This window comes from Lactobacillus sp. VURO6/B1 (VP7) (assembly GCF_058139575.1).
The window spans coordinates 171,674-196,244 of sequence record NZ_JBVOWJ010000002.1; the positions used below are offsets into that span (position 1 = coordinate 171,674).

At 36.1% G+C, this 24,571-nt stretch carries 18 protein-coding genes; 15 read left to right on the forward strand and 3 right to left on the reverse strand.

All coding sequences use genetic code 11. From position 1 onward, the window contains the following. The first annotated feature begins 56 nt into the window (after window positions 1-56). The 6 genes from uvrB to whiA all read left to right on the forward strand — a co-directional run bounded on the left by uvrB (window position 57) and on the right by whiA (window position 8,475). A complete protein-coding gene (gene uvrB / locus ACZ2M0_RS01980) occupies window positions 57-2,099 on the forward strand; it encodes an excinuclease ABC subunit UvrB (RefSeq protein WP_490058317.1) in 2,043 nt (680 codons plus the stop codon). Next, entirely contained in the window at window positions 2,089-4,941 is a 2,853-nt protein-coding gene (uvrA, locus tag ACZ2M0_RS01985) for an excinuclease ABC subunit UvrA (RefSeq protein ID WP_490058318.1), read from the forward strand. The genes uvrB and uvrA overlap by 11 nt, the downstream gene beginning before the upstream one ends. Before the next feature lie 50 nt (window positions 4,942-4,991). Then, complete coding sequence (locus ACZ2M0_RS01990) at window positions 4,992-5,534, forward strand: HdeD family acid-resistance protein (RefSeq protein WP_490058319.1); 543 nt, start codon at window positions 4,992-4,994, stop codon at window positions 5,532-5,534. 90 nt (window positions 5,535-5,624) lie between these two features. Further along, window positions 5,625-6,503 (forward strand): RNase adapter RapZ, encoded by an 879-nt coding sequence (rapZ, locus tag ACZ2M0_RS01995; RefSeq protein WP_490058320.1) that lies wholly within the window; start codon window positions 5,625-5,627, stop codon window positions 6,501-6,503. A gap of 4 nt (window positions 6,504-6,507) precedes the next feature. After that, complete coding sequence (locus ACZ2M0_RS02000; RefSeq protein ID WP_490058321.1) at window positions 6,508-7,533, forward strand: gluconeogenesis factor YvcK family protein; 1,026 nt, start codon at window positions 6,508-6,510, stop codon at window positions 7,531-7,533. Between the two features lie 6 nt (window positions 7,534-7,539). Beyond that, window positions 7,540-8,475 (forward strand): DNA-binding protein WhiA, encoded by a 936-nt coding sequence (gene whiA, locus ACZ2M0_RS02005; RefSeq protein ID WP_490058322.1) that lies wholly within the window; start codon window positions 7,540-7,542, stop codon window positions 8,473-8,475. A gap of 60 nt (window positions 8,476-8,535) precedes the next feature. Here whiA and clpP read toward each other — a convergent pair whose 3' ends face one another. Continuing rightward, entirely contained in the window at window positions 8,536-9,120 is a 585-nt protein-coding gene (gene clpP, locus ACZ2M0_RS02010) for an ATP-dependent Clp endopeptidase proteolytic subunit ClpP (RefSeq protein ID WP_034977497.1), read from the reverse strand. A 160-nt stretch (window positions 9,121-9,280) separates the two neighbouring features. Between clpP and ACZ2M0_RS02015 the strand changes: the two genes are divergently transcribed. From ACZ2M0_RS02015 to ACZ2M0_RS02040, 6 genes are all read left to right on the forward strand, one after another. Beyond that, window positions 9,281-10,987 carry an SH3-like domain-containing protein gene (locus ACZ2M0_RS02015; protein ID WP_490058323.1) on the forward strand — a complete coding sequence of 569 codons (1,707 nt, stop codon included), beginning with the start codon at window positions 9,281-9,283 and terminating at the stop codon, window positions 10,985-10,987. A 609-nt stretch (window positions 10,988-11,596) separates the two neighbouring features. Continuing rightward, window positions 11,597-12,571 (forward strand): DUF6574 domain-containing protein, encoded by a 975-nt coding sequence (locus ACZ2M0_RS02020; protein WP_490058324.1) that lies wholly within the window; start codon window positions 11,597-11,599, stop codon window positions 12,569-12,571. Between the two features lie 23 nt (window positions 12,572-12,594). Beyond that, the gene (locus ACZ2M0_RS02025; protein WP_490058325.1) at window positions 12,595-14,004 is read left to right on the forward strand and encodes a zinc ribbon domain-containing protein; all 1,410 of its coding nucleotides are present in this window, start codon (window positions 12,595-12,597) and stop codon (window positions 14,002-14,004) included. A 31-nt stretch (window positions 14,005-14,035) separates the two neighbouring features. Next, window positions 14,036-15,856 carry an SEC10/PgrA surface exclusion domain-containing protein gene (locus ACZ2M0_RS02030; protein ID WP_490058326.1) on the forward strand — a complete coding sequence of 607 codons (1,821 nt, stop codon included), beginning with the start codon at window positions 14,036-14,038 and terminating at the stop codon, window positions 15,854-15,856. 432 nt (window positions 15,857-16,288) lie between these two features. Beyond that, complete coding sequence (locus ACZ2M0_RS02035; protein ID WP_490058327.1) at window positions 16,289-16,585, forward strand: GtrA family protein; 297 nt, start codon at window positions 16,289-16,291, stop codon at window positions 16,583-16,585. A 211-nt stretch (window positions 16,586-16,796) separates the two neighbouring features. After that, window positions 16,797-17,849: a hypothetical protein gene (locus ACZ2M0_RS02040; protein ID WP_490058328.1), complete on the forward strand. Its 1,053-nt coding sequence runs from the start codon at window positions 16,797-16,799 to the stop codon at window positions 17,847-17,849. A 330-nt stretch (window positions 17,850-18,179) separates the two neighbouring features. On the opposite strand, the gene ACZ2M0_RS02045 is transcribed toward ACZ2M0_RS02040, so the two are convergent. Both ACZ2M0_RS02045 and ACZ2M0_RS02050 read right to left on the reverse strand, forming a co-directional pair. After that, window positions 18,180-18,629, reverse strand: a complete 450-nt coding sequence (locus ACZ2M0_RS02045) for a Fur family transcriptional regulator (protein ID WP_490058329.1) — start codon at window positions 18,627-18,629, stop codon at window positions 18,180-18,182. Window positions 18,630-18,716: 87 nt separating this feature from the next. Continuing rightward, window positions 18,717-20,153: an APC family permease gene (locus tag ACZ2M0_RS02050; protein WP_490058330.1), complete on the reverse strand. Its 1,437-nt coding sequence runs from the start codon at window positions 20,151-20,153 to the stop codon at window positions 18,717-18,719. Window positions 20,154-20,318: 165 nt separating this feature from the next. Here ACZ2M0_RS02050 and ACZ2M0_RS02055 point away from each other — a divergent pair, with 165 nt between their 5' ends. The 3 genes from ACZ2M0_RS02055 (at window position 20,319) to ACZ2M0_RS02065 (ending at window position 24,539) form a co-directional block, all read left to right on the forward strand. After that, the gene (locus tag ACZ2M0_RS02055; protein ID WP_490058331.1) at window positions 20,319-21,845 is read left to right on the forward strand and encodes an LBA0864 family S-layer associated protein; all 1,527 of its coding nucleotides are present in this window, start codon (window positions 20,319-20,321) and stop codon (window positions 21,843-21,845) included. 246 nt (window positions 21,846-22,091) lie between these two features. Continuing rightward, the gene (gene argF, locus ACZ2M0_RS02060) at window positions 22,092-23,084 is read left to right on the forward strand and encodes an ornithine carbamoyltransferase (RefSeq protein ID WP_490058332.1); all 993 of its coding nucleotides are present in this window, start codon (window positions 22,092-22,094) and stop codon (window positions 23,082-23,084) included. Window positions 23,085-23,507: 423 nt separating this feature from the next. Beyond that, window positions 23,508-24,539 carry a sugar-binding transcriptional regulator gene (locus ACZ2M0_RS02065; protein WP_046331889.1) on the forward strand — a complete coding sequence of 344 codons (1,032 nt, stop codon included), beginning with the start codon at window positions 23,508-23,510 and terminating at the stop codon, window positions 24,537-24,539. Window positions 24,540-24,571 lie beyond the last annotated feature (32 nt).

Sequence of the window (24,571 nt, forward strand, 5' to 3'; positions counted from 1 at the left end):
AAGTCAAAATAAGAGTTGAGCTGTTTTGTCCAACTTTTTCTACGAGGGGTCTTTCGATGATTAAACGACAAGAAGAACGTAAATTTGATCTGGTTTCAAAATTTAATCCAGCAGGTGATCAGCAACAAGCAATTGATAAATTAGCTGCTGGTTTTAAAAGGGGTTATAAAGAACAGATTTTGGAAGGTGCTACCGGTACAGGTAAAACTTTCACGATGGCCAATATTATAGCGAAATTAAATAAACCTACTTTAGTCATTTCTCATAATAAGACTTTAGTTGGCCAGCTTTACGGGGAATTTAAAGAGTTTTTCCCCCACAATGCCGTTGACTATTTCGTATCATATTATGATTATTACCAGCCGGAAGCTTATGTTCCTCAATCTGATACTTATATTGAAAAGGACTCAGCGATTAATGATGAAATTGACCAGTTGCGACACCAAGCTACCAGTGACTTAATGGAACGTAACGACGTTATAATCGTTGCATCTGTTTCGTGTATCTACGGCTTAGGTGATCCTAAAGAATATGCTGCAAGCGTGATTACTGTTCATGAGGGTGAAGAGTATCACAGAAATACTTTGCTGCGTGATTTGGTCAATATCCAATATGACCGCAATGATATTGACTTTCAACGTGGCCGTTTTCGCGTTCGCGGGGATGTGGTAGAAGTTTTCCCTGCTGGAAATTCCAATCATGCTTATCGAATCGAATTTTTTGGTGATGAAATTGACAGAATTGTGGAAGTAGACTCTTTAACCGGTGAAGTGATTGGTGAAAGAGAGAGCATTTCACTGTTTCCGGCTACTCACTTTATGACCAATGAAGAACAGATGAGAAGGGCTCTTAAAGCAATTTCACAAGAAATGAATATTCAGGTGAAAAAGTTTGAGGGCGAAGGCAAGTTGTTAGAAGCAGAACGGATTAAGCAGCGCACTACCTTTGACATGGAAATGATGGGTGAAGTTGGCTATACCAACGGTATTGAAAACTATTCTCGTCATATGGAAGGCCGTAAAGAGGGCGAGCCGCCTTATACTTTGCTGGATTTCTTCCCTGATGACTTCTTAATTTTAATTGATGAATCACATGCTACAATGCCGGAAATACGGGCAATGTATAACGGCGACCGCAATCGTAAAAAGACTCTAATTGATTACGGCTTTCGTTTACCATCTGCGCTTGATAACAGACCTTTGAAACTGGCTGAATTTGAAAAACATGTAAATCAAATTCTTTATGTCTCAGCGACTCCGGGAGATTATGAACTAGAACGCACAGATCACAAAGTTGAACAAATAATCAGACCGACAGGTTTGCTTGACCCCAAGATTGAAGTTAAACCAGTTGAAGGACAGATCGATGATTTGGTTGCCGAAATTAACAAACGAATTGAAAAGAATGAACGTGTTTTTGTTACTACATTAACGAAAAAAATGGCAGAGGATCTGACAGATTATTTGAAAGATTTGGGTATCAAAGTACAGTATCTGCATTCAGATGTTAAAACATTGGAACGGATGCAGATTTTGCGTGATTTGCGGACTGGCAAGTATGACGTTTTGATTGGGATCAACTTATTGCGTGAAGGAATTGACGTACCGGAAGTTTCACTAGTTGCAATTCTTGACGCTGATAAAGAAGGATTTTTACGTGCCTACAGACCTCTCGTTCAGACAATGGGCCGGGCTTCAAGAAATGCTGATGGTGCGGTAATTATGTATGCTGACACGATTACTGACTCAATGAGAGAAGCCATTGAAGCAACACAGAGAAGACGTAAATTACAGATTAAGTTTAATGAAGAACACGGGATGAAACCGAAAACAATTGTTAAACCTATTAGGGATGTTATTTCTGCCACCAAAGTTGCCGATGAAGATACCCAAAGCGATAGTTTTGCCGATCTGAATTTTGATGAACTAACCGTTAAACAAAAGAGAACCATGATCAAAGACTTGCGCAAGCAAATGCAGGATGCCGCCAAGAAACTTGACTTTGAAGGTGCGGCTACTTTACGTGATGCCATCATGGAATTGGAGAGCTCAACTAGAAGCCCAATTAAGAAAAAAGGAAAAGCATTAAATGGTAAATGATAAAATTGTTATTCGAGGCGCTCGCGAACATAATTTAAAAGACATTAACCTGTCAATTCCTAAGGATAAGTTAGTCGTTATTACCGGTTTGTCAGGCTCTGGGAAAAGTTCTTTAGCTTTTGATACGCTTTATGCTGAGGGACGCAGAAGATACGTTCAATCACTGTCAAGCTATGCGAGACAATTTTTAGGTCAAATGGATAAACCTGATGTAGATTCGATTGATGGTTTAAATCCTGCAATTTCAATTGATCAAAAAACCACTTCGCATAATCCACGTTCAACTGTGGGTACGGTAACGGAGATAAATGATTATCTCAGATTATTATGGGCTCGAGTAGGGCATCCAGTTTGTCCAAATGATGGCACTTTAATTGAGCGGCAGTCAGTTGAACAGATGGTAAACCGCATTTTGGCATTACCTGAACGCAGTCGTATTCAAATTCTGGCTCCAGTAATTAGAGCTAAAAGGGGAGCACATAAAGAAGTATTTAAACGGGTACAACGCGCTGGATATGTGCGTGTTATCGTTGATGGCGATATGCACGAGATCGTTGAAAAGTTTGATTTAGAAAAGAATAAACGCCATTCTATCGATATCGTGGTTGACCGCCTAATTGTCAAAGAAGGTATTCGTTCACGCCTTTTTGATTCAGTAGAAGCTGCCTTGCGCTTATCAGATGGCTATATGAATGTTGATATTATCGGTGGTGATATGATCAACTTTTCAGAGTACTATGCCTGTCCTAAATGTGGTTTTACAGTAGGCGAGATGGAACCACGCCTGTTTTCTTTCAATGCACCGTTTGGTGCTTGTCCTGATTGTGATGGCTTGGGCGTTAAATTATCAGTAGATGAAGATTTAGTTGTTCCAGATAAAAGCAAAACTTTGGCTGAAGGAGCAGTTGCACCGTGGAAAAATTCAAAGTACTATGGGGAAATGCTTGAACAAGCTTGTGCGGCACTGAAAATTCCTCTAGATAAACCTTTTAGTAAGCTAACCAAAAAGCAAAGAGAAACAATTCTACATGGCTCTGCGAAAAAAATCAAATTTCATGTGACTGGTGATTTTGGGGTCAATGATACTACAGCACCTTTTGAGGGTGCTATGGAAAATGTTGAAAGACGTTATTATCATCCGATGTCCAAGTTCATGCGGGATGTTATGGGCAAGTACATGACAGAACTTACATGCTCAACTTGTCATGGCAAAAGATTAAATCGTAAAGCTTTGGCTGTTAAAGTCAACGGCAAAGATATTGCGGAAGCATCTGAATTGGCAATCAGTCATGCACTTGAATTCTTTAACGACATTAAGCTTGACGAGCAGGAGTCTGTAATTGCTAAACCGATATTAAAAGAAGTGCGAGACAGACTCACTTTTTTAAATAGCGTAGGCTTAGATTATCTGACACTGTCAAGGTCTGCCAATACCTTGTCTGGTGGGGAAGCTCAGAGAATTAGACTTGCTACCCAAATTGGTTCTAATCTTTCAGGTGTTATGTATGTTTTAGATGAGCCTTCAATCGGTTTGCATCAACGTGATAATGACCGATTAATTGCTGCTTTGAAACGTATGCGCGACTTGGGCAACTCACTTATTGTTGTCGAACATGATGACGAAACTATGAGGCAAGCAGACTATTTAATTGACATGGGACCAGGTGCTGGTACTTATGGCGGTGAGGTCATGGCTGCTGGTACTCCAAAAGAGGTTGAAGAGAATGACAAGTCTCTGACTGGGCAGTATATGGCTGGTAAAAAGTTTGTTCCAGTTCCTTTAAAAAGACGCAAAGGTAATGGCAAAAAAATTACAGTTACTGGTGCAGCAGAAAATAATCTTAAAAATCTGAAGGTAGAATTTCCTTTAGGCAAATTAATTGTGGTTACCGGCGTTTCCGGATCTGGCAAGTCAACATTAGTTAATATGATTTTAAAGCGAGCTCTAGCGCAAAAACTAAATCGTAACCAAACAAAGCCTGGCAAATATAAGAGTATTAGCGGCTATCAAAATATTGAAAAGATTATTGATATTGACCAAAGCCCAATAGGTCGGACTCCGCGTAGTAATCCTGCTACATATACTAGTGTCTTTGATGATATTAGAGCTCTGTTTGCGCAAACAAATGAAGCTAAACTACGTGGTTATACCAAAGCACGCTTTTCATTTAATGTTAAAGGCGGTCGTTGTGAAGCCTGCCATGGCGATGGCATTATCAAGATTGAAATGAACTTCCTACCGGACGTTTATGTTCCTTGTGAAGTATGTCATGGGAGTCGTTATAACTCTGAAACTTTAGAGGTTACTTACCGCAAGAAAAATATCGCGCAAGTGTTGGATATGACAATTAGCGAAGCATGCGGCTTTTTTAAAAATATCCCTAAAATTGCCCGAAAATTGCAAACGATTGTAGATGTCGGCCTAGGCTATGTCAAATTGGGTCAATCTGCGACTACTCTTTCTGGTGGGGAAGCTCAAAGAATGAAGCTGGCTGCTGAACTACAAAAGTTATCAACGGGAAAGAACTTCTATATTCTCGATGAACCAACGACTGGACTTCATACTGATGACATTAAGCGGTTACTGGAAGTCTTACAAAGATTGGTTGATCAAGGAAATACTGTTTTAATAATTGAACATAATCTTGATGTGATTAAAAATGCTGATTGGTTAATTGACCTAGGTCCTGAAGGAGGAGAAGCTGGTGGCAAAATAGTTGCTACTGGAACTCCAGAACAGGTGGCACAAGTTAAGGAAAGTTATACTGGTCAGTACTTAAAACCCGTGCTTAAACGTGATACGGCATTAACTGAAAAGGCTAGTAAAAAAGCAAGTAAATAGTATTAATTTATTGCGATAAAGTGTACAATAAAGCGCAAGGAGGAATAGAAATGGATAATTTTTCTAGTTACAGAGAAAATCGCGGGTTTAACTGGGCAGCATTTATCTCTGGTATTTTAATGGTAATTGCCGGGCTGTTCTTATTGCGTCACCCTGGCAAAGCACTTCATGCCTTTGTATTGCTTTTTGCTATTGTGTCTATTGTTCAGGGATTCGTGTGGCTGGTATTCTACAGTCGTTTTCGTTACTTTATCCCTTCCAGTTGGTTATCGATTGTTTCAGGGGTGCTGGATATTATTGTCGGAATTTTATTTCTCTATTCATACGATGCTGCGGGCTTGACAATCGCTTACCTGTTTGCCTTTTGGTTTTTATTTGATTCAATTAGCGGGATCATTTTTTCATGGAGTATGAGGAAGATTTCTACCTTTTTCTTTTGGCTCAATTTAATATTAAATATTTTAGGGTTACTGATAGCAATTAGTTTGATGTTTAATCCTGCATTGTCAGCTTTAACATTAATCTGGCTGGTTTCCTTCTGGTTGCTAATCTTTGGTATTAATCAGATAATTGCAGCATTTGTCAACAGATAATTTTAAAAAGTTCATTTGAACTTTTTTTTTGCCAAAAAAGTAATGAAACACCTGGTATGTTATAATTTTAGTAATAGGAGGTCAGCGAAAATGGCTAAGCATAAAAAGCAGCTACTGATTGTTACAGGCATGAGTGGTGCAGGGAAAACCGTGGCTTCTCATGCTTTAGAGGATATGGGCTATTTTGTGGTTGATAATTTACCTCCATCGCTTTTATCTAGTTTTTGGGACTTAATTGTTAATTCGGATGATTTTACTAAAGTAGCAGTTGTAATTGATTTGCGTGTTAGACGATTTTATAAAGATCTTGATAATGAAATTAATTCGCTGGAAGACAATGGTACTGTCCAAACTAGAATTATTTTTCTGGATGCTGCAGATAATACTTTAGTAGCACGTTATAAAGAAACAAGGCGTGTTCCGCCATTGGCCAATAATGGACGCTTACTTGATGGTATTCAGGAAGAAAGACGAATTTTAACCAGCATTAAGGGCCGGGCAAATGATATAATTGATACTTCTAATCTAACTCCAAAAGAATTGAAACAAGAACTGGCAAATAGGTTTAGTGAACTGCATAAACAGCCCTTTTCAATTGAGGTATTATCTTTTGGTTTCAAATATGGTATGCCGATTGACGCTGATATCGTGATGGATGTCAGATTTTTGCCTAATCCGTTTTATATACCAGAATTGCGCCCTTTTACTGGACTTGATAAAAGAGTTTTTAATTATGTGATGGAGAAAAAGGAAACGCGCAGTTTTTATCAGAAATTTCTGGACTTGTTAAAAGATGCTTTACCAGGTTACATCAAAGAGGGTAAAAGCAAGTTGACTATTGCTATTGGTTGTACGGGTGGACAGCATCGCAGTGTTGCAATTGCAAACCAATTAGCCAAAGACTTGGCTGAAGACTATACGGTTGACCTAACCCATCGCGAAATTAGTCGTTACACTAGAAATAGGTGATTATATGACATTTGGTGAAAAAACAAATCATACCAGTAAAAGCAGGAGACCGCAGGTTGTGGTTATTGGTGGCGGTACCGGTTTGCCTGTTGTTTTGACTGCACTCAAAGAGCAAAATGCTGATATCACAGCAATTGTAACGGTATCAGATGACGGTGGTTCTTCTGGCTCAATTCGCAACTTTATTAACGTTGTTCCACCGGGTGATATCCGTAATGTCTTAGTTTCGTTAAGTGAAATATCCCAAGAAGAAAAAGACGTTTTTCAGTATCGCTTTGATTCTTCTGATTCCTTTTTCTCTGGTCATGCCATTGGTAATTTGATTATTGCTGCTTTGAATGAAATGCACGGAAATATTTTTGATGCTGTCCAGTCTTTATCTAAAATGATGAAAGTAGACGGACATGTTCTCCCAGCTTCTAATGAGCCTTTAACGCTTAACGCTGAGTTTGTTGATGGTTCCGTTCAAGCTGGTGAAAAAGAAATTACTGATAAGGATAAAAGAATTAAACGGGTGTGGGTTACTGATACAAACTCCAAGTCCGAACCAGAAGCCGTACCACCTGTTTTAGAGGCAATAAAAAATGCTGATGCTGTAGTCTTAGGCCCTGGAAGTTTGTTCACATCAATCTTGCCTAATCTGATGATTCCTAATTTAGGAGAAGCAGTCAAAGAAACTAACGCAGAAGTAATATATATTTGCAATATCATGACTCAGCTAGGCGAAACGGATCACTTTTCAGATTGTGACCATGTCAGAGTAATCAATGCCCATCTTGGTGGGCATTATATTAATACGACCTTGGTTAATGGTGCCAAAATAGATATGTCCAAGTTTAATCCTAAAGATTATGATGCCTACCTAGAACCTGTAAAAAATGATTTCAAAGGGTTACGTGAGCAGGGCTGCCGCGTGATCACTGATGATTTTATTGACCAACATAGTGGCTTGGTTTTTCATGATGGCAGAAAAGTAGCTAAGGAAATCATCAACTTGGCTTATGCTGCAATGACTCGCAGGAAGGAATAACTAACAATGGCAAGCTATGCAAGTAATGTGAAAAAAGAGTTGACCTCACTACCTATTCATCCTGAACATGCTAAGGCAGAATTAGCTGCTTTTTTGCGCATGAATGGCGTTTTAAATTTTCACGAGCATCAGTTTAGCCTTGATATTACTACTGAAAACCCTGCAATTGCTAGACGGATTTTTTCTTTAATAAAGACTGCGTATAAAGTTGAACCACAACTAATAGTTTCACGCAAAATGAAGCTTAAGAAAAATAACCAATACCTGGTACGATTGCAGAATCATGTCAAAGAAATACTGAATAATTTAGAAATTTTAACACCTACGTTAAATTTAATTACCAGAATTCCAGAGAGGATTATTAAATCACGTGAAGGGGCAATGTCATACCTTAGGGGTGCATTTTTGGCAAGCGGTAGCGTGAATAATCCTAATACCAGTCGATATCATTTAGAGATTTATTCTATTTATCAAAATCATAATGATGATCTACTCAAGATTATGAATGATCGCTTTAATTTAAATGCTAAAAGCACAAAAAGGCGACGAGGCTATATTGTATACCTGAAAGAAGCCGAAAAAATTGGTGACTTTTTACATATCGTGGGGGCTTTAAATGCAATGCTGTCTTTTGAGGATCTGCGTATTATGCGTGATATGCGTAATTCTGTCAACCGGCTTGTTAATTGTGATACAGCCAATTTAAAAAAGACTGCAAATGCAGCAGCGAAACAGGTTGAAGACATAGAACTAATTGAGCGCAAAATTGGCTTAGAAAATATTCCTGAAAAGTTGCAGGGATTGGCTAGACTACGATTAGAGGAACCGGAACTGTCACTGAAAGAAATAGCGCAGCAGGTTCCGGACGGTCCAATATCAAAATCAGGAGTCAATCATCGTTTTAAAAAAATTCATGATATAGCAGAAAACATTCAGAAATAAAAAAAGAAACTCATCCATGTGAATGAGTTTCTTTTTTTAATACAAGTTAATTGCTAAAGCTTATTTCTTTTGGTTAACCATAATTTCATCGATTAAACCATAGTCTTTAGCTTGCTGTGCGGTCATGTAATTGTCCCGCTCAGTGTCCTTTTGAATTTTTTCTAAGGGCTGACCAGTAGTTTCATGCAAAATTCTGTTAATCTTTTCACGGCTCTTTAAAATTTCATTGGCAGCAATTTGAATGTCTGTTTGCTGACCCTGTGCACCACCTAAAGGCTGGTGAATTAGAACCGTTGAATTAGGTAATGCAAAACGTTTACCTTTTGCACCACTAGTCAGTAAAATGGAAGCCATAGAGGCTGCCATACCGATAGCGATGGTTGAAACATCAGATTTAATAAAATTCATGGTATCCATGATTGCTAAGCCAGAAGTGATTACACCACCTGGTGAGTTAATGTAAAGTGAAATATCCTTGGTGTTGTCTTGGGCATCAAGAAATAGTAATTGTGCAATAATTGAATTTGCCATATCATCGTTAATTTCACCACTTAACATGATGATTCTGTCTTTCAATAAACGTGAATATATGTCATATGCGCGTTCGCCGCGTGCAGTTTGTTCAATAACTGTAGGTACAAGCATCTTTCTACCTCCTAAATATAATTAGCACTCTATCAAGTACAGTGCTAATTAAATCACTTACATTACTTGCTGTCAATGAAAGTGTATTAAAATTGTATTCTTTTTAATAAGGTTTTTATTATATAATTTAGATGTAAACTTAAATATTGGAGGATATATTTTGAAGCTTTATAAGAAAACAATAACCTATTTGCTGACTTTAGTTGCCGGATTATTGATCTATACCGGTTTGTCAACTACATCAGTTGCGGCAGATTCCAGTAGCACTCAGCCGCCAGTTCAAGATGATAGTAATAAATCATCGAATAGCTCAACTGATGCAAATTCTGATAATACTGATGCCAATAAATCAGGTCAAACTGATCAAAATGGTACAGATGATCAGGATAATACTAAGCCTAAACCCAAACAGGTTGTTACCGGTTTTGCTATGATGACAAAAGTTGCCGGTAATAAGAACTATAAGGTTTGGAAAGAAGTTAAAGACGGCAAAGTTAATACTAAAGTAGCTGATGGCATAAATTTTCAGTATAGTCATATTCAGTCAGATCAACTGATCGAAACCAAGAAATATCGCTATTGGCGTATTTATGTTAATGGTCGTGAAGTAGGCTATGTAAATGAAAATTACTTTGACAGAAACAAAATCGCTGTTCCTAAAACTGTCACTTTGGTCCGCAATGAGTTTTATAACTTTTCACCAAAAGATGCAATTTCATATGTCACTAACAGTATGGGAACTGTGATTGACAATAGTCAAGTTATTGTGTCAAAGGATAGTATAAATTGTGGTACGCCAAAAACATATAAAGTTAAATATACCTATGGGGATGCGACTGCTACAGTTAAAATAACGGTTAGAAAGAGCACTAAAGAGGGAGTTGTTAATCCTGATACTTTTAATTCCTTCCCTGCTCAACCAGGTACAAATGATTATCAAGCTTGGAAAACTCATTATGGCTCATCCTTAAACTACGTTAGTCCAACAGAGTATAGTCCTGAAGATAGTAAACATACCTTAACTAGTGGTGACTTGACACTGAAAACCAAGTTTTATCAACCAGTTTTATTAAGTGTTGCAGATCCAACCGATGATAACATCAATCGTGTCGGTCATATTCCAGAAGGAGTAACCGTTTCTGATGGGTGGGCCTATACCAGTCTTTTGAGTCATACAGATGTGATGTCTGGGCACATTGTAGGCTATGATTTGAACAAATTAACTAGTCCATATAATGCGCAGCACCTACTTGATATGACCCAAAAGAAGTTTAACAATTACGTTAAACATATCAAAGTTAGTCCGTATATTCCAATCGGCCACGGCCAAGCTATGGGTTCAAGCGACAAATACATTTATGTTTTAAACAACGACAATACTTTAAAAGACACAAATGATTCTGAAGAATTGATTCAAATACGTAAAAGTGACTTGCAGATTAATAAAATTTGGACAATCAAAACGTGGATTGATGACGGCAAGACTAACCGCTATTTCCATAATGGTGTGATGATTTCTGACTATGACATGTATACCGTTTATCATGACACTGAAAATAATTGTTATGAATACTGGGAATTTACTCGTACCGGTGATAACTGGTATCCAAAAATAGTAGGAAAAACTGATGGCAACTTTGTTAATAACAATGCACCTGTCCAAGGTTTTACTTATGATCCCAAGCATAAAAACTTTTATTTAGCCTTTAACGATTTGATTTTTAAAATTGGTCGTAATGGTAAAATAAAAGATACCTACTCATTTGATACTGGTCGAGAAATCGAAGGCATCTCAATTAGCGATAATAAGCTGTATGTAAATCTAGCTCAAAGAGCTGAATTACTCGTAAGTATGAACATTAAGTAGCCAAAATAATTTGAGAGTCTGGGAAAAAAGTGTTCTTTGAAGTTAAATTAAAAAATTTCACAATTTAAAAAGACCGACAAATCAACGTTTTATTGACGTGATTTGTCGGCCTTTTTTAGTTAGGTTAGAGTTTTTTCCCAGACTCTTTTGCTTACAAATAAAAAATTCCTTTAATAAAATTACGCGTTGATAAATCTTAAAGAAAGTTAAATATCGCTAATCTATAATATTATAATAATATTTATTAAATATATATAAATGATGATATCATATAAAAACAAAAAGCAAAAAAGTATTTCTAATAGCAGAAAAACTAAATTTAGTCTAAATCGTTTTTGTATGTGAAAAAATAAAAAGCAAACTGCTAATATAATCTTTGTTATTATTATTTTTATATGATGTTCCAAAACCACTACAGCAGTTCTATTATAATTTGTAGCACTTTTACGATTAGTTTTATATATTAATTAAAGTAATTGTATGCAATATAAACTTTGATTATTTTGTTAGGAAAATGACTTCTTAATTAATGTTTTTATATAATTATAATAGATATAATTAAGTTTAAAATATCAGATTTGAATACTTGCCTTTTAAAGGAGTAAATAAATGAAAAAATGTCCCAATTGTGGTGCTTTGATGGAGGCTGACGTTAACTTTTGTACTAAATGCGGTACTGATTTGCGTAACATCAACAATACTCAAGCTAATAAATCAGAACTTAAGCCAAATGTTAACCCACCAATTATTCCAGAAAAAAATGAGTCGGAGCATATGAAACAAAGTGCAACTCCGAATGAACAACAATCAATTTCTGATCAAGCTAGTCAAACTGAAAGCCAGTTTGCAGAGCCTAGAATAACGCCGCAGCCTCCACAGTACAATTCTCAGCCAACTTATTCAAATCAAGGACAAACAAATAATCAATATCAAACTTCGAATAGTGAAAGAAAAGAAAAGTTCAACAACTATTGGCAATGGTGTGTGGCATCATGGAAGTGCCCATTCTCAGAACTTACTGGAGAAAGTTGGTATGGCTGGGTGACGATCCTCGCAGAAGATATTGTGCTGGTTTTAGGAATTTATTTTGGAATGAAAGCCGTTGCTAATAGTTATGGTGCAAGTTCTTTTGGTCTAGGAGATACAGTTTCTGGAATTGCCTTTAATGCTACAATTGCATTATTATTTTTCTCAGTCCTTTTTGAAGTGATAGTTATTGGTGGCTATTATGCTGCTTATAGATTTATATATGGTCACGGCAAAAATTTGCTTGAATTTGTTAATTCTGGTGTTCACAGTAGTAATTTGAATTTAATCCTAACCGTTTTAACGTTTATCATCATGTTATTAGGATCAAGTAACGGTTCAGTGGCAGGTTTATTGTTTTTGCTAATAATTGCAAACTTCTTTATGGGTTTTCAGGTGACTACTTTAGGTGAAAATCTTAAGCCGGTACGTGACAAAATGTACGGCTACATTATTTCCTTCTTTATTATTATTATCGCGCTAATAATTTTGTTCTCTCTGATATATAGTTCAGCCTATGATTCATTAATGAATCAGTTGTTTTCAGCCTTTAGCTGATAAGGACAGAGGAGCAAAAAATAATGAGTGGAAGAAGATTTTGTCCCAATTGTGGCACAAAGTTAGAGAGCAACGTTGAGTTTTGTCCCAACTGTGGTTTCAAATTAGCAAAAAAAGAGCATGCCAGTCCGTCAAGACAAGCATATCAGCAGACAGTTAAGAAACAGAGCTCGTCTCAAGGACGTCAAGCTTATCATGCCCAACCCATGAAGAAGAAAACGAAAGTTTTGCTTACTCTGGGTGTAACATTTTTAGCAGTTTTTACAATATTTTATGCTTGGGGCTCAAGCCATTATTCAAAAGAAAATCAAATTAATAGAATTAAAGCAGATTTAATTGATACTAAAGCCGGATTAGCTAAAGATGTTGTTGCAGATGATTCTGCTATGCAGGTAACAGATACGGCTTTAAAACCGACTCAGACTTATTTTGCGGAACATCATAAAGCCGCTAACGAGCTAATTAATTATTTAAAAGAAGATGCTTCATTCAATAGAATTCATCTTGTTCAATCTGGTCATCATATGTTGCTTTTTCCGAGATATGTTTTAAGAGTGCCTACGATTTATGCAACTGTAGCCACTAATCATTCAAATTCTTCCATAACTGTCAATGGTAAATACATTGGTCAGGTTAAACCCGGGAATTTTGCTAGTGAAAAACAAGATAATAAATATGGTGTTAAATTAAGACACTTGTTCGTCGGAACGTACCACATAAAAGTTAAATCTAATATTTCAGGCAGAAATTTGTCGACTACTTCAAATTATGACTTGTGGTCCAGTGGCACAGTCGATATGGGAATTAGGACTGAAAATTTCACGGTTAAAAGTACTCCAGGTGCAATAATTTACTTGAACGATAAAAAGGTTGGCACTTTAAACAAAAAAGGTAAATTAACATTTAAGGATTATCCAGTAACCGATAAGTTGAAAATTTATGTTAAGGCTAAAGTTGGTAATAAGACTATTAAATCTCAGGAAATAAATTATGGTGATGTGCAATATGATGATGCAAATGATAGTCATAAGACCATTGAGCCTAAGTGGGATGGTCTTATTGCCAAAGAGGATGCCCAAGAATTATTAGAGGACAATTTTAAGGATCCCGATGAAGATGCTTTTGTTAATGGAGCGGAAAACAAGAGTTATCAAGAGTTACGCAAAATGGACAAGGGATATGATGATGATGACGATATTGACAGTTATGATATGTCATGTTCTGTTATTTCTGTTAGTCCTGCACCAAATAAGTCTAGCAATGTAGTTTATAAAATTACCTTTACTTTTGAAGTTGGTGATACTGAAAGAAAACAAGTTTTGCTATATAAAGGTGCTTCATTCCGTTCTTCTGCTAGCGATGGTGAAGATAATGAAAGTCAAAAGATTAAATCAATTGGAACTGGTAAAATAGTTAGTGATAAAAGGTATTAGTAAGGTAGATTAATTTAGAAGGAGTTTAAACATGAAAAAGAATAGTTTTTACAAAAAAATGATGATGTCGGTGGCTGGTGCAGCTTTGGTATCAGTTGGCTTGAATCAATCACCAAATAACGCGTTTAATAGCGGTGTCACTGATGTCAGTGCTGCTAAGAAGACCAAAAAAGCCAAAACTGTTGGTGCAAATTCTGCGGTATACCAGAAAAAGGGCAAAAAGATGGTCAAAACCAAGAAGACCATTAAAGTAGGAAAAAAAGTACACGTTTTTGCTAAGAAAACTGTTAAAGGCAAAACTTACTACAAGATCGGCAAGAATCAATATATCAAAGCTGCTAATGTTGATGGCAAGACCCGTAAAGCAGGCAAAAAGACAGTATTATATACCAGAAGTGGCAAAGTAATTAAGAACAGTAAGGTTCGTAAAGGACAAAAGATCAAGGTATATGGTGGCCTAGTAACCATTAAGGGCAAGAAGTACTATTCAACAAAGTACGGTTACATAAAAGTAAGTGCTTTGGCTAAAAAAGCACCTGTTGTAAAACCAAACAATGATACATCAGACAATACTTCAACACCAACAACCCCTAAGCCAGTAGAAAACAATAGCAATGGTTCAAATGGCTCAACTGCTGGTTCCAATTCAAATGGGTCGAATGCAACAAATAGTTCAGTGTCAAATTCAAGTTCTAGCGGCAGCATAAGTGTGCCAACAGGAAACGATAGCAGTTCCAACAATACTGGTTCAAATGGTTCTAGCTCCAATGGTGGCAGTAGTAATGGCTCGGGTAGCACTGGTTCTAGTTCAAATAACACTAATTCCAACAGCAGCGACAATAATAGCTCAAATGAATCCGGCTCCACCAGCAGCGACAATAACAGCTCGAATGATTCCGGCTCCAACAGCAGCGACAATAATAGCTCAAATGATTCTGGCTCCAACAGCAGCGACAATAACAGCTCGAATGATTCCGGCTCCAACAGCAGCGACAATAATAGCTCAAATGGTTCCGGCTCCAACAGCAGCGACAACAACAGCTCAAATAGTTCTGAATCAAACTATGCTGAAAATACTATAGTTATTCCTTCTGATTACACATTGGAAAAGGTTAACAAAGCTGATGCTAGCGGTGCAACTACTGAAGATATTAGAGCGCTAGATAATGCTTCGAGCACTGGGATGAAAACCAATAAGTTTAAATCAGAATCGCAAGCTGATGATGAAGAAATTGTGGACTTGAATGCACTTACAGATTCGCAAAGTAAAGAATTAAGTGATTTCTTTGTCAAAATGTTGAATTCCGTTAGAGTTCAGTTAAATGAAAAGCCAATACACACAGACCCAAAGAATCAAAAATTGGCAAATGATATAGCTGCAATATATTTAAGGGATAAAAAATTTGGTTTTGTAACAGAGACCGAACCTACTGGCCATTACGTAAAGGGAATAGTTGAAGCCGCGCATAATAATGGACTTAATATATATGAGAACAACATTGAAGATGCTGGCATTAATTTTCAGACAGAGGGTTCTACGAGCATATTTACAGAAAAGACTAGCATGACGCAAGCAAAGAAATTTGTATACGGCACCATAGTAGGTATGCTCTTTGGAGGCACTACTAAAGAAGACGGAACAATCAGAGAAGGTACAGAATATCATCATGCAGCTTCATTATTAGCTGATGATAACCTTACAGGAGCCGTTTCATTTCATAATGCTAAACCAGATAGTGGCTTAGGAGCTGGATATGGTGTTACGGTTACCCATTTTATCTTAATAAATCAAAGTACTATTGATTATTCAAACTATAAAGGTGGTACTTATAAGCCTACCAGTCAAAACTAAATTGGTATAAAAGAAGTATATAACGTAAAAAAGAATAGTTTCTTAAAAAAAGATTATGTCGGTAGCTGGTGCAGCTTTGGTATCAATTGGTTTAAATCAAACACCAAATAACGGCATTTAGTGGCGGTGTTACTGAAGTCAGTGCTGCTATGAAAAAGCATTAAAAGCTTATAAGGAACCGATTGAAAAGAATATTACGGCTTGGGATCAAGTTTCAAGTGAAGGGATGAAAAAAATCATTTCTTTGTTAATCAAAAGCAGATGATGAAGAAGTTGTAGATTTAAATAATTTGATAAGTAATGAAAATAAAAACCTTGATTGTGAAATATTGGCAGGTAATAGCATATCTGATTTTTGGTGGCTTAACTACTTTAATTAACTTGCTATTATTTAACTATTTATATACTTAGAAACATATGACTGGCTACCAGATGGCCACCTTTGTGGCTTGGCTGGTGTCAGTCATTTTTGCCTATATTACTAATAAACTGTATGTGTTTCATGCACATTCTCCCACAAAAAAGGAAATGATTGGAGAAATTTTTTCTTTTTTCTTCTGGCGAATTCTCAGTTTATTAATAGATTTTTTGATTTTAAAAATTGGCATTGGGATCATGAATGCAAATGCTTTTTGGGTAAAAATTGTCGATAACGTAATTGTCATTATTGCTAATTATCTGTTTAGTAAAGTATTTATTTTTAAAGATAAAACTCGGCCAGATAATTAAGAGATGTAGTTAGATTTAGGAAGAATGTAAATCGTGTACAAATGAATATAAATTTTTCAAGTTAGGCATCTAATTTTTAAAACTTTTTTTATTATTTAGTTGCCTTCTGACACTAGAAATTTTTACTTATTGCTTCCTTAAATTAAAGCAGACTAATTAATGATAATATATTACAATCGGAGAGTTAAAGAAAGAGTTTAAAAATTCAAAAATGAAAGTCTTGAAAATGTTAGGTAAATTGAAAAAGTCAAAAATATTGCAATTTTTAGCTTTTTCATCTTTAGTGCTTTTATTGTTATCGGCTTGTAGTCAACAAACACAAAGAAAATCTGCTTCTGCTCCTGAAATAGTAAAGTCAAAACCAAATGAATCTAATTCTAAGACTAAATCTGCACCTAGAAAACGTAAAGCAATTGATTCCAACATAAATCCTAAAAGAACAGCTACTGTCATAGCGGTATATGCTGCCAAAAAATATGGCGGTGATTGGCAAAAAACATTAGCAGACGAAAAAGAAAATGGAATTGCTGTGGCTGTTAAAAACAGCGAATATTTTCCTCATGTACCTTCGAGCTTTGGTGTGGTTTACCAAATAGGAGATCACGAAGTGCTTTATACGTTAAAACAAGTCGGTCAAGATAATGTTGTCTATTTATATACAAATAATGGCATGAAAGAGTTGGGTCAAGCAACATTTAGAACTATGAGTCAATACTTGAAAGGAAATGGTTGGGAATATTTAATTAGCGAATATGCCCATAAAACTAAGATTTTTGATCTAAGGATCAGTCCAAAGCTAATGAGTCAAAAAATGCAGGGTGATGCTGGGTCTTTTATCATGCCACTTGCTATGCGAGGTAACTGGTATAGTTATTTTAATAAACGTATGAATACTACGACAATTGGCCCAAATTATACTATTGAAAATGGTGAAAAATATGAACTGCATCGGATCGATGATAGATTTTTTGAACATAAAACTTATGGAGAAATGTCTAAAAACTATCAAATAAGAACCGAAAATTGGAAAATGACAGGAGAAATGAACAGAAAGATCCATGGCATCAGATGGATTAATTTTCGAGCTTGGATGCAGGGAGCAGGAGATGGTATATTTTTGGGTCTGCATTCAGAAATGGGTCAACCAGTTTTAGTTGCTGCAAGCGGTGCCTCAATAGCAACTGATCAAATTTATTGGAAGACACCACAACTTGCCTTGCAAAATAAAAATAAAGAATTTAGCGATTTATACTATATTAGGTAACCCTCAAAATTTAAAAATGAAAATTATAATGTAATTTTTAGTTATGAATTTAAAAATATCATGATTAAAAGAGATTCATTAAGTAGGGTAGAATTAATTTTTATTTTGTCACATTCCTCTGAAGTAACTTACTTTTAATACAGAACAAAAAGGTTGTACTGATCTACTTTGGTTCTCAAATTTCAGCTTATAGAAGCAGAATTGGATCAGTTAGCAAAAAGCAATGGTAAATAAATCTGGTTAAAGAAAGTTACCAATAAATTATTTATCATAAACAAAAAAAGAGCCACTTTGATGTGACCCCATATTTTTTTAAATTTAGGAGCCGTATCATTCAGCTCTTTTTTCTTTCTTCTGGCATTCAGGACATAAACCATATATTTCAACATGGCTAGAGGATGTGACGAACCCAGTTTGCTTTTCGGCTTCTGTTCTCATGCGGTTTTCAATTGTATCAAATTCAGGATAATAAACGTCAGCTATTTTACCACACTTTTTACAGATAATATGAAAGTGGGGTTTGACAAAATAATCGTAGTGCAGAGAATCATCGCCATTTTTTATTTCGATTACAATTCCGGCATCAACCAATTTGTTTAAAGTATTATAAACTGTAGCACGGTAGGTAGGCTCGTCTCCACTGATTGCTGTATAAATTGTAGCAGCAGTAGGATGATTATGATGTGCCATTAAGTATTCTAATATTTTTAAGCGAGGTTTAGTAGCTTTTAAGTGGTGACTACGTAACAATTCTTCAGCATCATCATGAAAATTAGGCAAAGTTCTCATCTCCTTTATTATTTAGTTATAGTTTAGCATTTTTGTTAAAGAAAAAACCGCCTTAAGCAAGGCGATTTTATATAATTATTATTTTTCTTCTTGATGTCGTCTGATAGTAGGCATAATCAAACCAAGTAGCAGTAAAACTACAGGGGTAGCGATATTTAGACATAATGTAAATGGATCAGATGAGTACATACCCATTAAACAGCATGCAATAGTAACAGCCAATCCCCAAAGACCAGCTAAATAGGCCAGCCATTGATGCTTGGTCATTTGGTAGTTGTCAAAACCGTTATGAAACTTTTCATGTTGTTTTCGTAAAGCCAAATATGCAATAAAAACCCATAAATAACGCATAGGCATCACAATCGAATTAAGCTTGACCAATTGTGCCATTACTGCTTGTGCATCAGGCATAACGGCTTGAAGTGCTATAATTCCACCAGAAAGAATAACAATCATCCAAATACCGTTAATGTAGGCACCATGTTTATTAACTTTTAAAAGCTTTTTAGGAATGAAATCTTTAGCTTCTTTGCCTCCTAACAGCATTCTTAGGGGCGCATCAATACTTATAACTAAAGCAGAAAATTGACCAATCACATTGCACCAGGCATAGATGTAGAGGAATAATCCGCCAACTCCGTAATATTCACCCAATTTTTGAAAGGCAATGTATGGACCGTTTGAAATGTATTCATTCAAATTGCCATTAACAGTCTTAGGATCAAACATTAATGCTAAAGCAATTGTGCCCAAAATAGCTGAAATCATCACCATTCCGGCCAAGCCTAGCATTGCTTTCGGGAAATTTTTCGAAGGATTTTTCAATTTATTAACATATGGCGAAATTTTCTCCGCTCCACCGACGGCAAATACTAAAATTGACAGAGAAGTAAAATACTTAATGTTAAAATTTGGTACAAAATTTTGCCAATTCCAGTTTACAGTATTGAAATTAGCGTGCGGATTAATCATTGGCGCCGCAAACATCATGATAATAAATAAAATTGACATGATGAACATTGAAGTACCAGCAATTGTCGACAAAGTTTTAATTACTGGAATTCCTCGACTGGCTACCCAGCAGAAGAATAAAAAGACTACTAGTGTAGCTAGTTGTGTCCAAGCAGTTGGCAGGCTGTCATACCAATTAGTATTTCCAAAGATACCCCAGGCCATGCCTCTCAAGCCACCTGTACCTTTACTAGAAATGTAAACTACGTGAACCGCCCAAAAGGTCCAACCAGCATAATAGGCCCATTTAGGTCCAATGGTGGCGTTAATCCAAGAAGCCACACCACCTTCAGAATCTTTAAAAACAGACCCTAGTTCACCAACCATTAGGGCATAAGGGATAAAGAAAAGCAGGAAAATAACAATCCAGCTGAAAATTACCTTTGTGCCATCAAAATATATAAATCCGTTGACAACGTTGCCGAAGCTCCATACTATAGAAAAAGCCATAGTAGCAAGCGTTGTCCACATCATCTTTTTAGAATTGTTTGGTGTTTCACCCATGAAACTACTCCTTATTTTAAGATAACAATTTTATTATTTTAGCTTAAATGTTTTTAAAAATCTAATAAAAAGTAGTTTATTTTTTATAACGTCGGTAATTATTGATTTATGCCTAAAAAAGTGCAAAACTGTTATTATATTATAAAAGAAGGGTTGTAAGCTTTAATGAAAAAAAGATTTAAAAACACGCTGCTGGTTGCTGGAACTATAGCCGCAGTTGGTTTATTTGTTGGGAGTAATAATTCTTACATTTCTGCTAAAAGTTATCATAAGGCCGTCACTAAAATAGCTGGTAATGGTAACTATGCAGTTTATCGTCATGCTTCGAAGAAAGGACCATCCGGAAAATTTACTTCGACAAAATATTTTAAACACGCACAGATTCAATCTAAGAAGTCAATTAATACTAAAAAGGGCAAGTTTTGGAAAATAATTGTTGACGGTCGTACTGTTGGCTGGGTTAACCAAAACTTTTTTGCCAGAAATAAAATTTCAGTAGCTAATAAAGTTAGTTTAGTACAAAATAATCAATATTCGTTTAACACCAAAGATGCTATTAATTACGTGACTGATAGTGCCGGAACAGCCGTTGACGCAAGTAAAGTTAATGTATCTAAATCTAAGATTAATTCAGGCACACCAGGAAAAACTACTGTTAATTACAGTTATGGCAAAGCTAAGGCTAGTGTTGCTGTGACTGTTCGCTCTGACAAAAACGAAGGCATCGCAAGAGCCAATAAAACCCCTAAGAAGGGTCCAAAGGAAGTTACAACCTGGAAGGGAAGTTCCAAGTCTTCTTCCAGAAATTGGAATGCAGCTCATCACTATACCCCTGAAACCAGATCCAATACTTTTAGAGCTAATGGATTAACGTTAAAAACCAAGTTGTTCCAGCCCCGGTTTGTAAGTCTTGACTACCACAAGGCTGGCGACAAAATGGGGCAAGTAGGTGTTATTCCAGAAGGCATCACTGTTCATGGCTCAAACTTTACTGTTGCGGTCTTTAACTCTAGCAAAGCTCAAAACGGTCACTTAGTTTCTTATGACTTAAAACACATTAACAAGTTTAAGGCTCAAAACTTATTAACCTTAAACTGGTCAACTTTTAAGAAATATGCATCACATATTAAAGTCAGTCCTTATGTTAAATTAGGACATGGCCAGGCTATTGGTTCATCATCTAAATATGTTTACGTAATTGCCAATAATAATACTTCAAGCAATTCAGATGCTTCTGAAGAAATCTTACAAATCCGTAAGTCAGACATGAAGATTAATCAAATTTGGACCTTTAGAATTTCTAACTATGGTAATCCAAGATACATTCACAATGCTACATTTGCCGGAGACAATACAATGTATTGCCTATTTCACAATGGTGGCCACGGTTATTACGAATATTGGAAAGTTACCCGCAGTGGTGACACTTGGACTCCTGTTGAAGTTGGCGCTACAAAAGGCAACTTTGTAAGCAATCATTCTCCAGTTCAAGGATTCACTTATGATCAAAAGCACAGTCAATTTTATGTCGGTTTTAATGATTACATCTTTAAAGTTGATAAAGATGGTACATTTAAAAAGACCCATCATTTGAATGTTAGACGTGAAATTGAAGGGCTATCCTCATATGGCAATAAGCTTTATGTTGAGTTTGCTCAAAGAGGAGAACTAACAGCCGGTAACACGAATTAAAAATATTTACTGAGCAGCTTGATTTTCAAGCTGCTTTTTTTGTTTATTATTTTTGAAATTGTTATAAATGAAAAATACTATCAATTATGAGTTTAGTTCTGAAAATTATACTCAACTTTTACTCAAAAATGTTTTAAAAGTAATTAAGACTTTCTATATTCGACCCCAATTGGTTTTAAAAGAAGCGGAATTCCTGTATTATGATACGCAACAACACAAATAGCAGTTATTTATAAGGAGGATTTTTTGGTTAAAAGAGACTTTATTGATACTTGTAGCTTTTCAAAAGACGAAATGGAATATTTAGCTGAGCTGGGTATTAAAATTAAAGAAACTATTAATCATGGATATTACCCATCGTTATTAAAAGGAAAAAGTTTGGGAATGATTTTTGATCAAGTATCTACCAGAACTCGTTGTTCTGCTGAAACTGCCATGACTGAACTTGGAGGACATGCCTTGTATTTAGCTCCGGGTCAAATTCAACTAGGAGAAAATGGTCACGAAGGTTTAGCTGATACCAGTCATGCTTTGGGCGACTTGGTTGATATCATAGGAGTTAGGACTGCCAGTCATGAGGATATTGTTGAAATTGCTCAAAATTCGCCTGCACCCGTAGTTAATTTCATGAGTGATAACGATCATCCAACACAAGCCCTTGGAGATTTAATTACAATCAAGGAATTTTTGCCTCAAGGAAAAAGTCTATCTGATGTAAAGCTGGTTTTTGTAGGAGATGCCACACAAATTACTCTTTCTGCTCTATTTTTGTGTGCACAAATGGGGATGCACTTTGTCCAATATGGTCCAAGATCAAAGTGGGTTCCTTCAGCCGTTTATGATAAAGCGAAGAAGTTAGCGCAGGAAAATGGTGGCACGATTACACTATCTGATGACGAAAAAGTTTTAGAAAATGCTGATTTTGTATATACAGATGTCTGGTATGGTCTGTATGACCAAGAGATTGATAAAGAAGAATACATGAAGATTTTTTATCCTAAATACCAAGTTAATGATGAGTTATTAACTAAAACAAATAATCCCGCTGTTAAGTTTATGCACTGTCTGCCTGCAAACAGAGGTGAAGAAGTGACAGCCGCTGTGCTTGACGGTGAAAAATCAATTGTCTGGCAGCAAGCTGCCAACAAAAAAACAGCGATGAGGGCAGTATTCACTTATCTGCTTAAAGGCCAACTTAATAATGAAAGCCAAAAAGCTTTACAAAATTTATTAGCTTAAAACTAAAAGAGTATCTTTTGCTAAATTGCAAGAGATACTCTTTTTAATTCAATGGGTCCCCTGAGAGTCGAACTCAGATTTTAAGAACCGGAATCTTACGTGCGATCCATTACACTAAGGACCCAAATTGACACAACAACAAGTATAACAGAAAAAAACTAAAAATTGAATTGTTTTTTCTTTAGCAAAAGGAAAAGACGGTAGATTATTTTAAGAATAAGAGTTGGTCAAAAATATTAAGACTTTCTAATTGATTCATTTAAACTTGAATTATTTACTTGGTGTTGCTATACTATAGTTGTCGATTGAGAAATGATTAACTTGATCAGTGTCAAGTCACGTTTCTCATATATTTTTAGACAATCTGGGACATCTAATGACAATAAATGGGTCAATATCGTCCCAGAAGAAGGAGAGATATTAATGTACTCGGAATTTCCCGTGCTTGAAGCTCTCGTTCCTGACATCTTAAAAGTTTTTCGACAAAGATATCTAGTCCTTGAGCAAATATCATTTAATGCACCAATTGGTCGCAGAAGTGTGGCTCAGTCATTAGGACTTTCTGAAAGAAATGTGCGAACAGAAACTGAATATTTGCGTGATCATGGTTTGATCGAGATCAAAAGTTTTGGCATGTTTATGACAGAAAAGGGCAAAAAGATATTGCAGGAGGCCGCACCTCTAATAGATCGCCTGTTTAACGCTCGCAAATCAGAAATTGATTTAGCGCGTAGACTTGGTATTGAACGGACAATCATTGTACCGGGAGATAGCGATTTACAGGAATTGGTTTATGAGAGAATGGGTGAAGAGCTTAATGCAGCTCTAGATCTGATTTTACCTTTAGGACATTCAATTATTACTGTTCTTGGTGGCGAAGCTCTTGCAAGATCTACTAGGAATTTGTCTAAAAGTTTAAGTAAAAATCGACAACTGGTATTTGTGCCAGGTCGTGGGGCCTTGGGTGAAAATGTTGCGATTCAAAGCAATACTATTGTTCAAGAGATGGCAGCTGAAACTGGTGGTAAATACAAAACTTTATATTTACCGGAACAGATTTCTTCAGCAGCCTACAAATCCTTGATTCGTGAATCTACTTTTACCGATGTGCTTGAAGATATTTCACAAACGGATGTAGTAATTCATGGAATTGGACTGGCACACGATATGGCTAGGCGCAGAGGATACGATTCAATTCGCTTGTCTGAATTGCGTGAAAAAAAAGTAGTCACCGAATGTTTTGGGTGTTTTTTCGATGGCGAAGGAAAGATTGTTGACCGCGTGCATCAGGTTGGCTTGCAGTTTGAGAATCTAAATAAAATACCCCACATATTTGCATTTGCTTGCGGTGGCCGCAAGGCCAAAGCAATCAAGGCTTATATGCCTAATGCTCCCCATCAAACCTGGTTAATTACTGATGAAGGAGCCTCAGAGAAGATTTTAAAGGAGAAATAATTCTCATTTAAAATAAATTGATGTTTACAGTT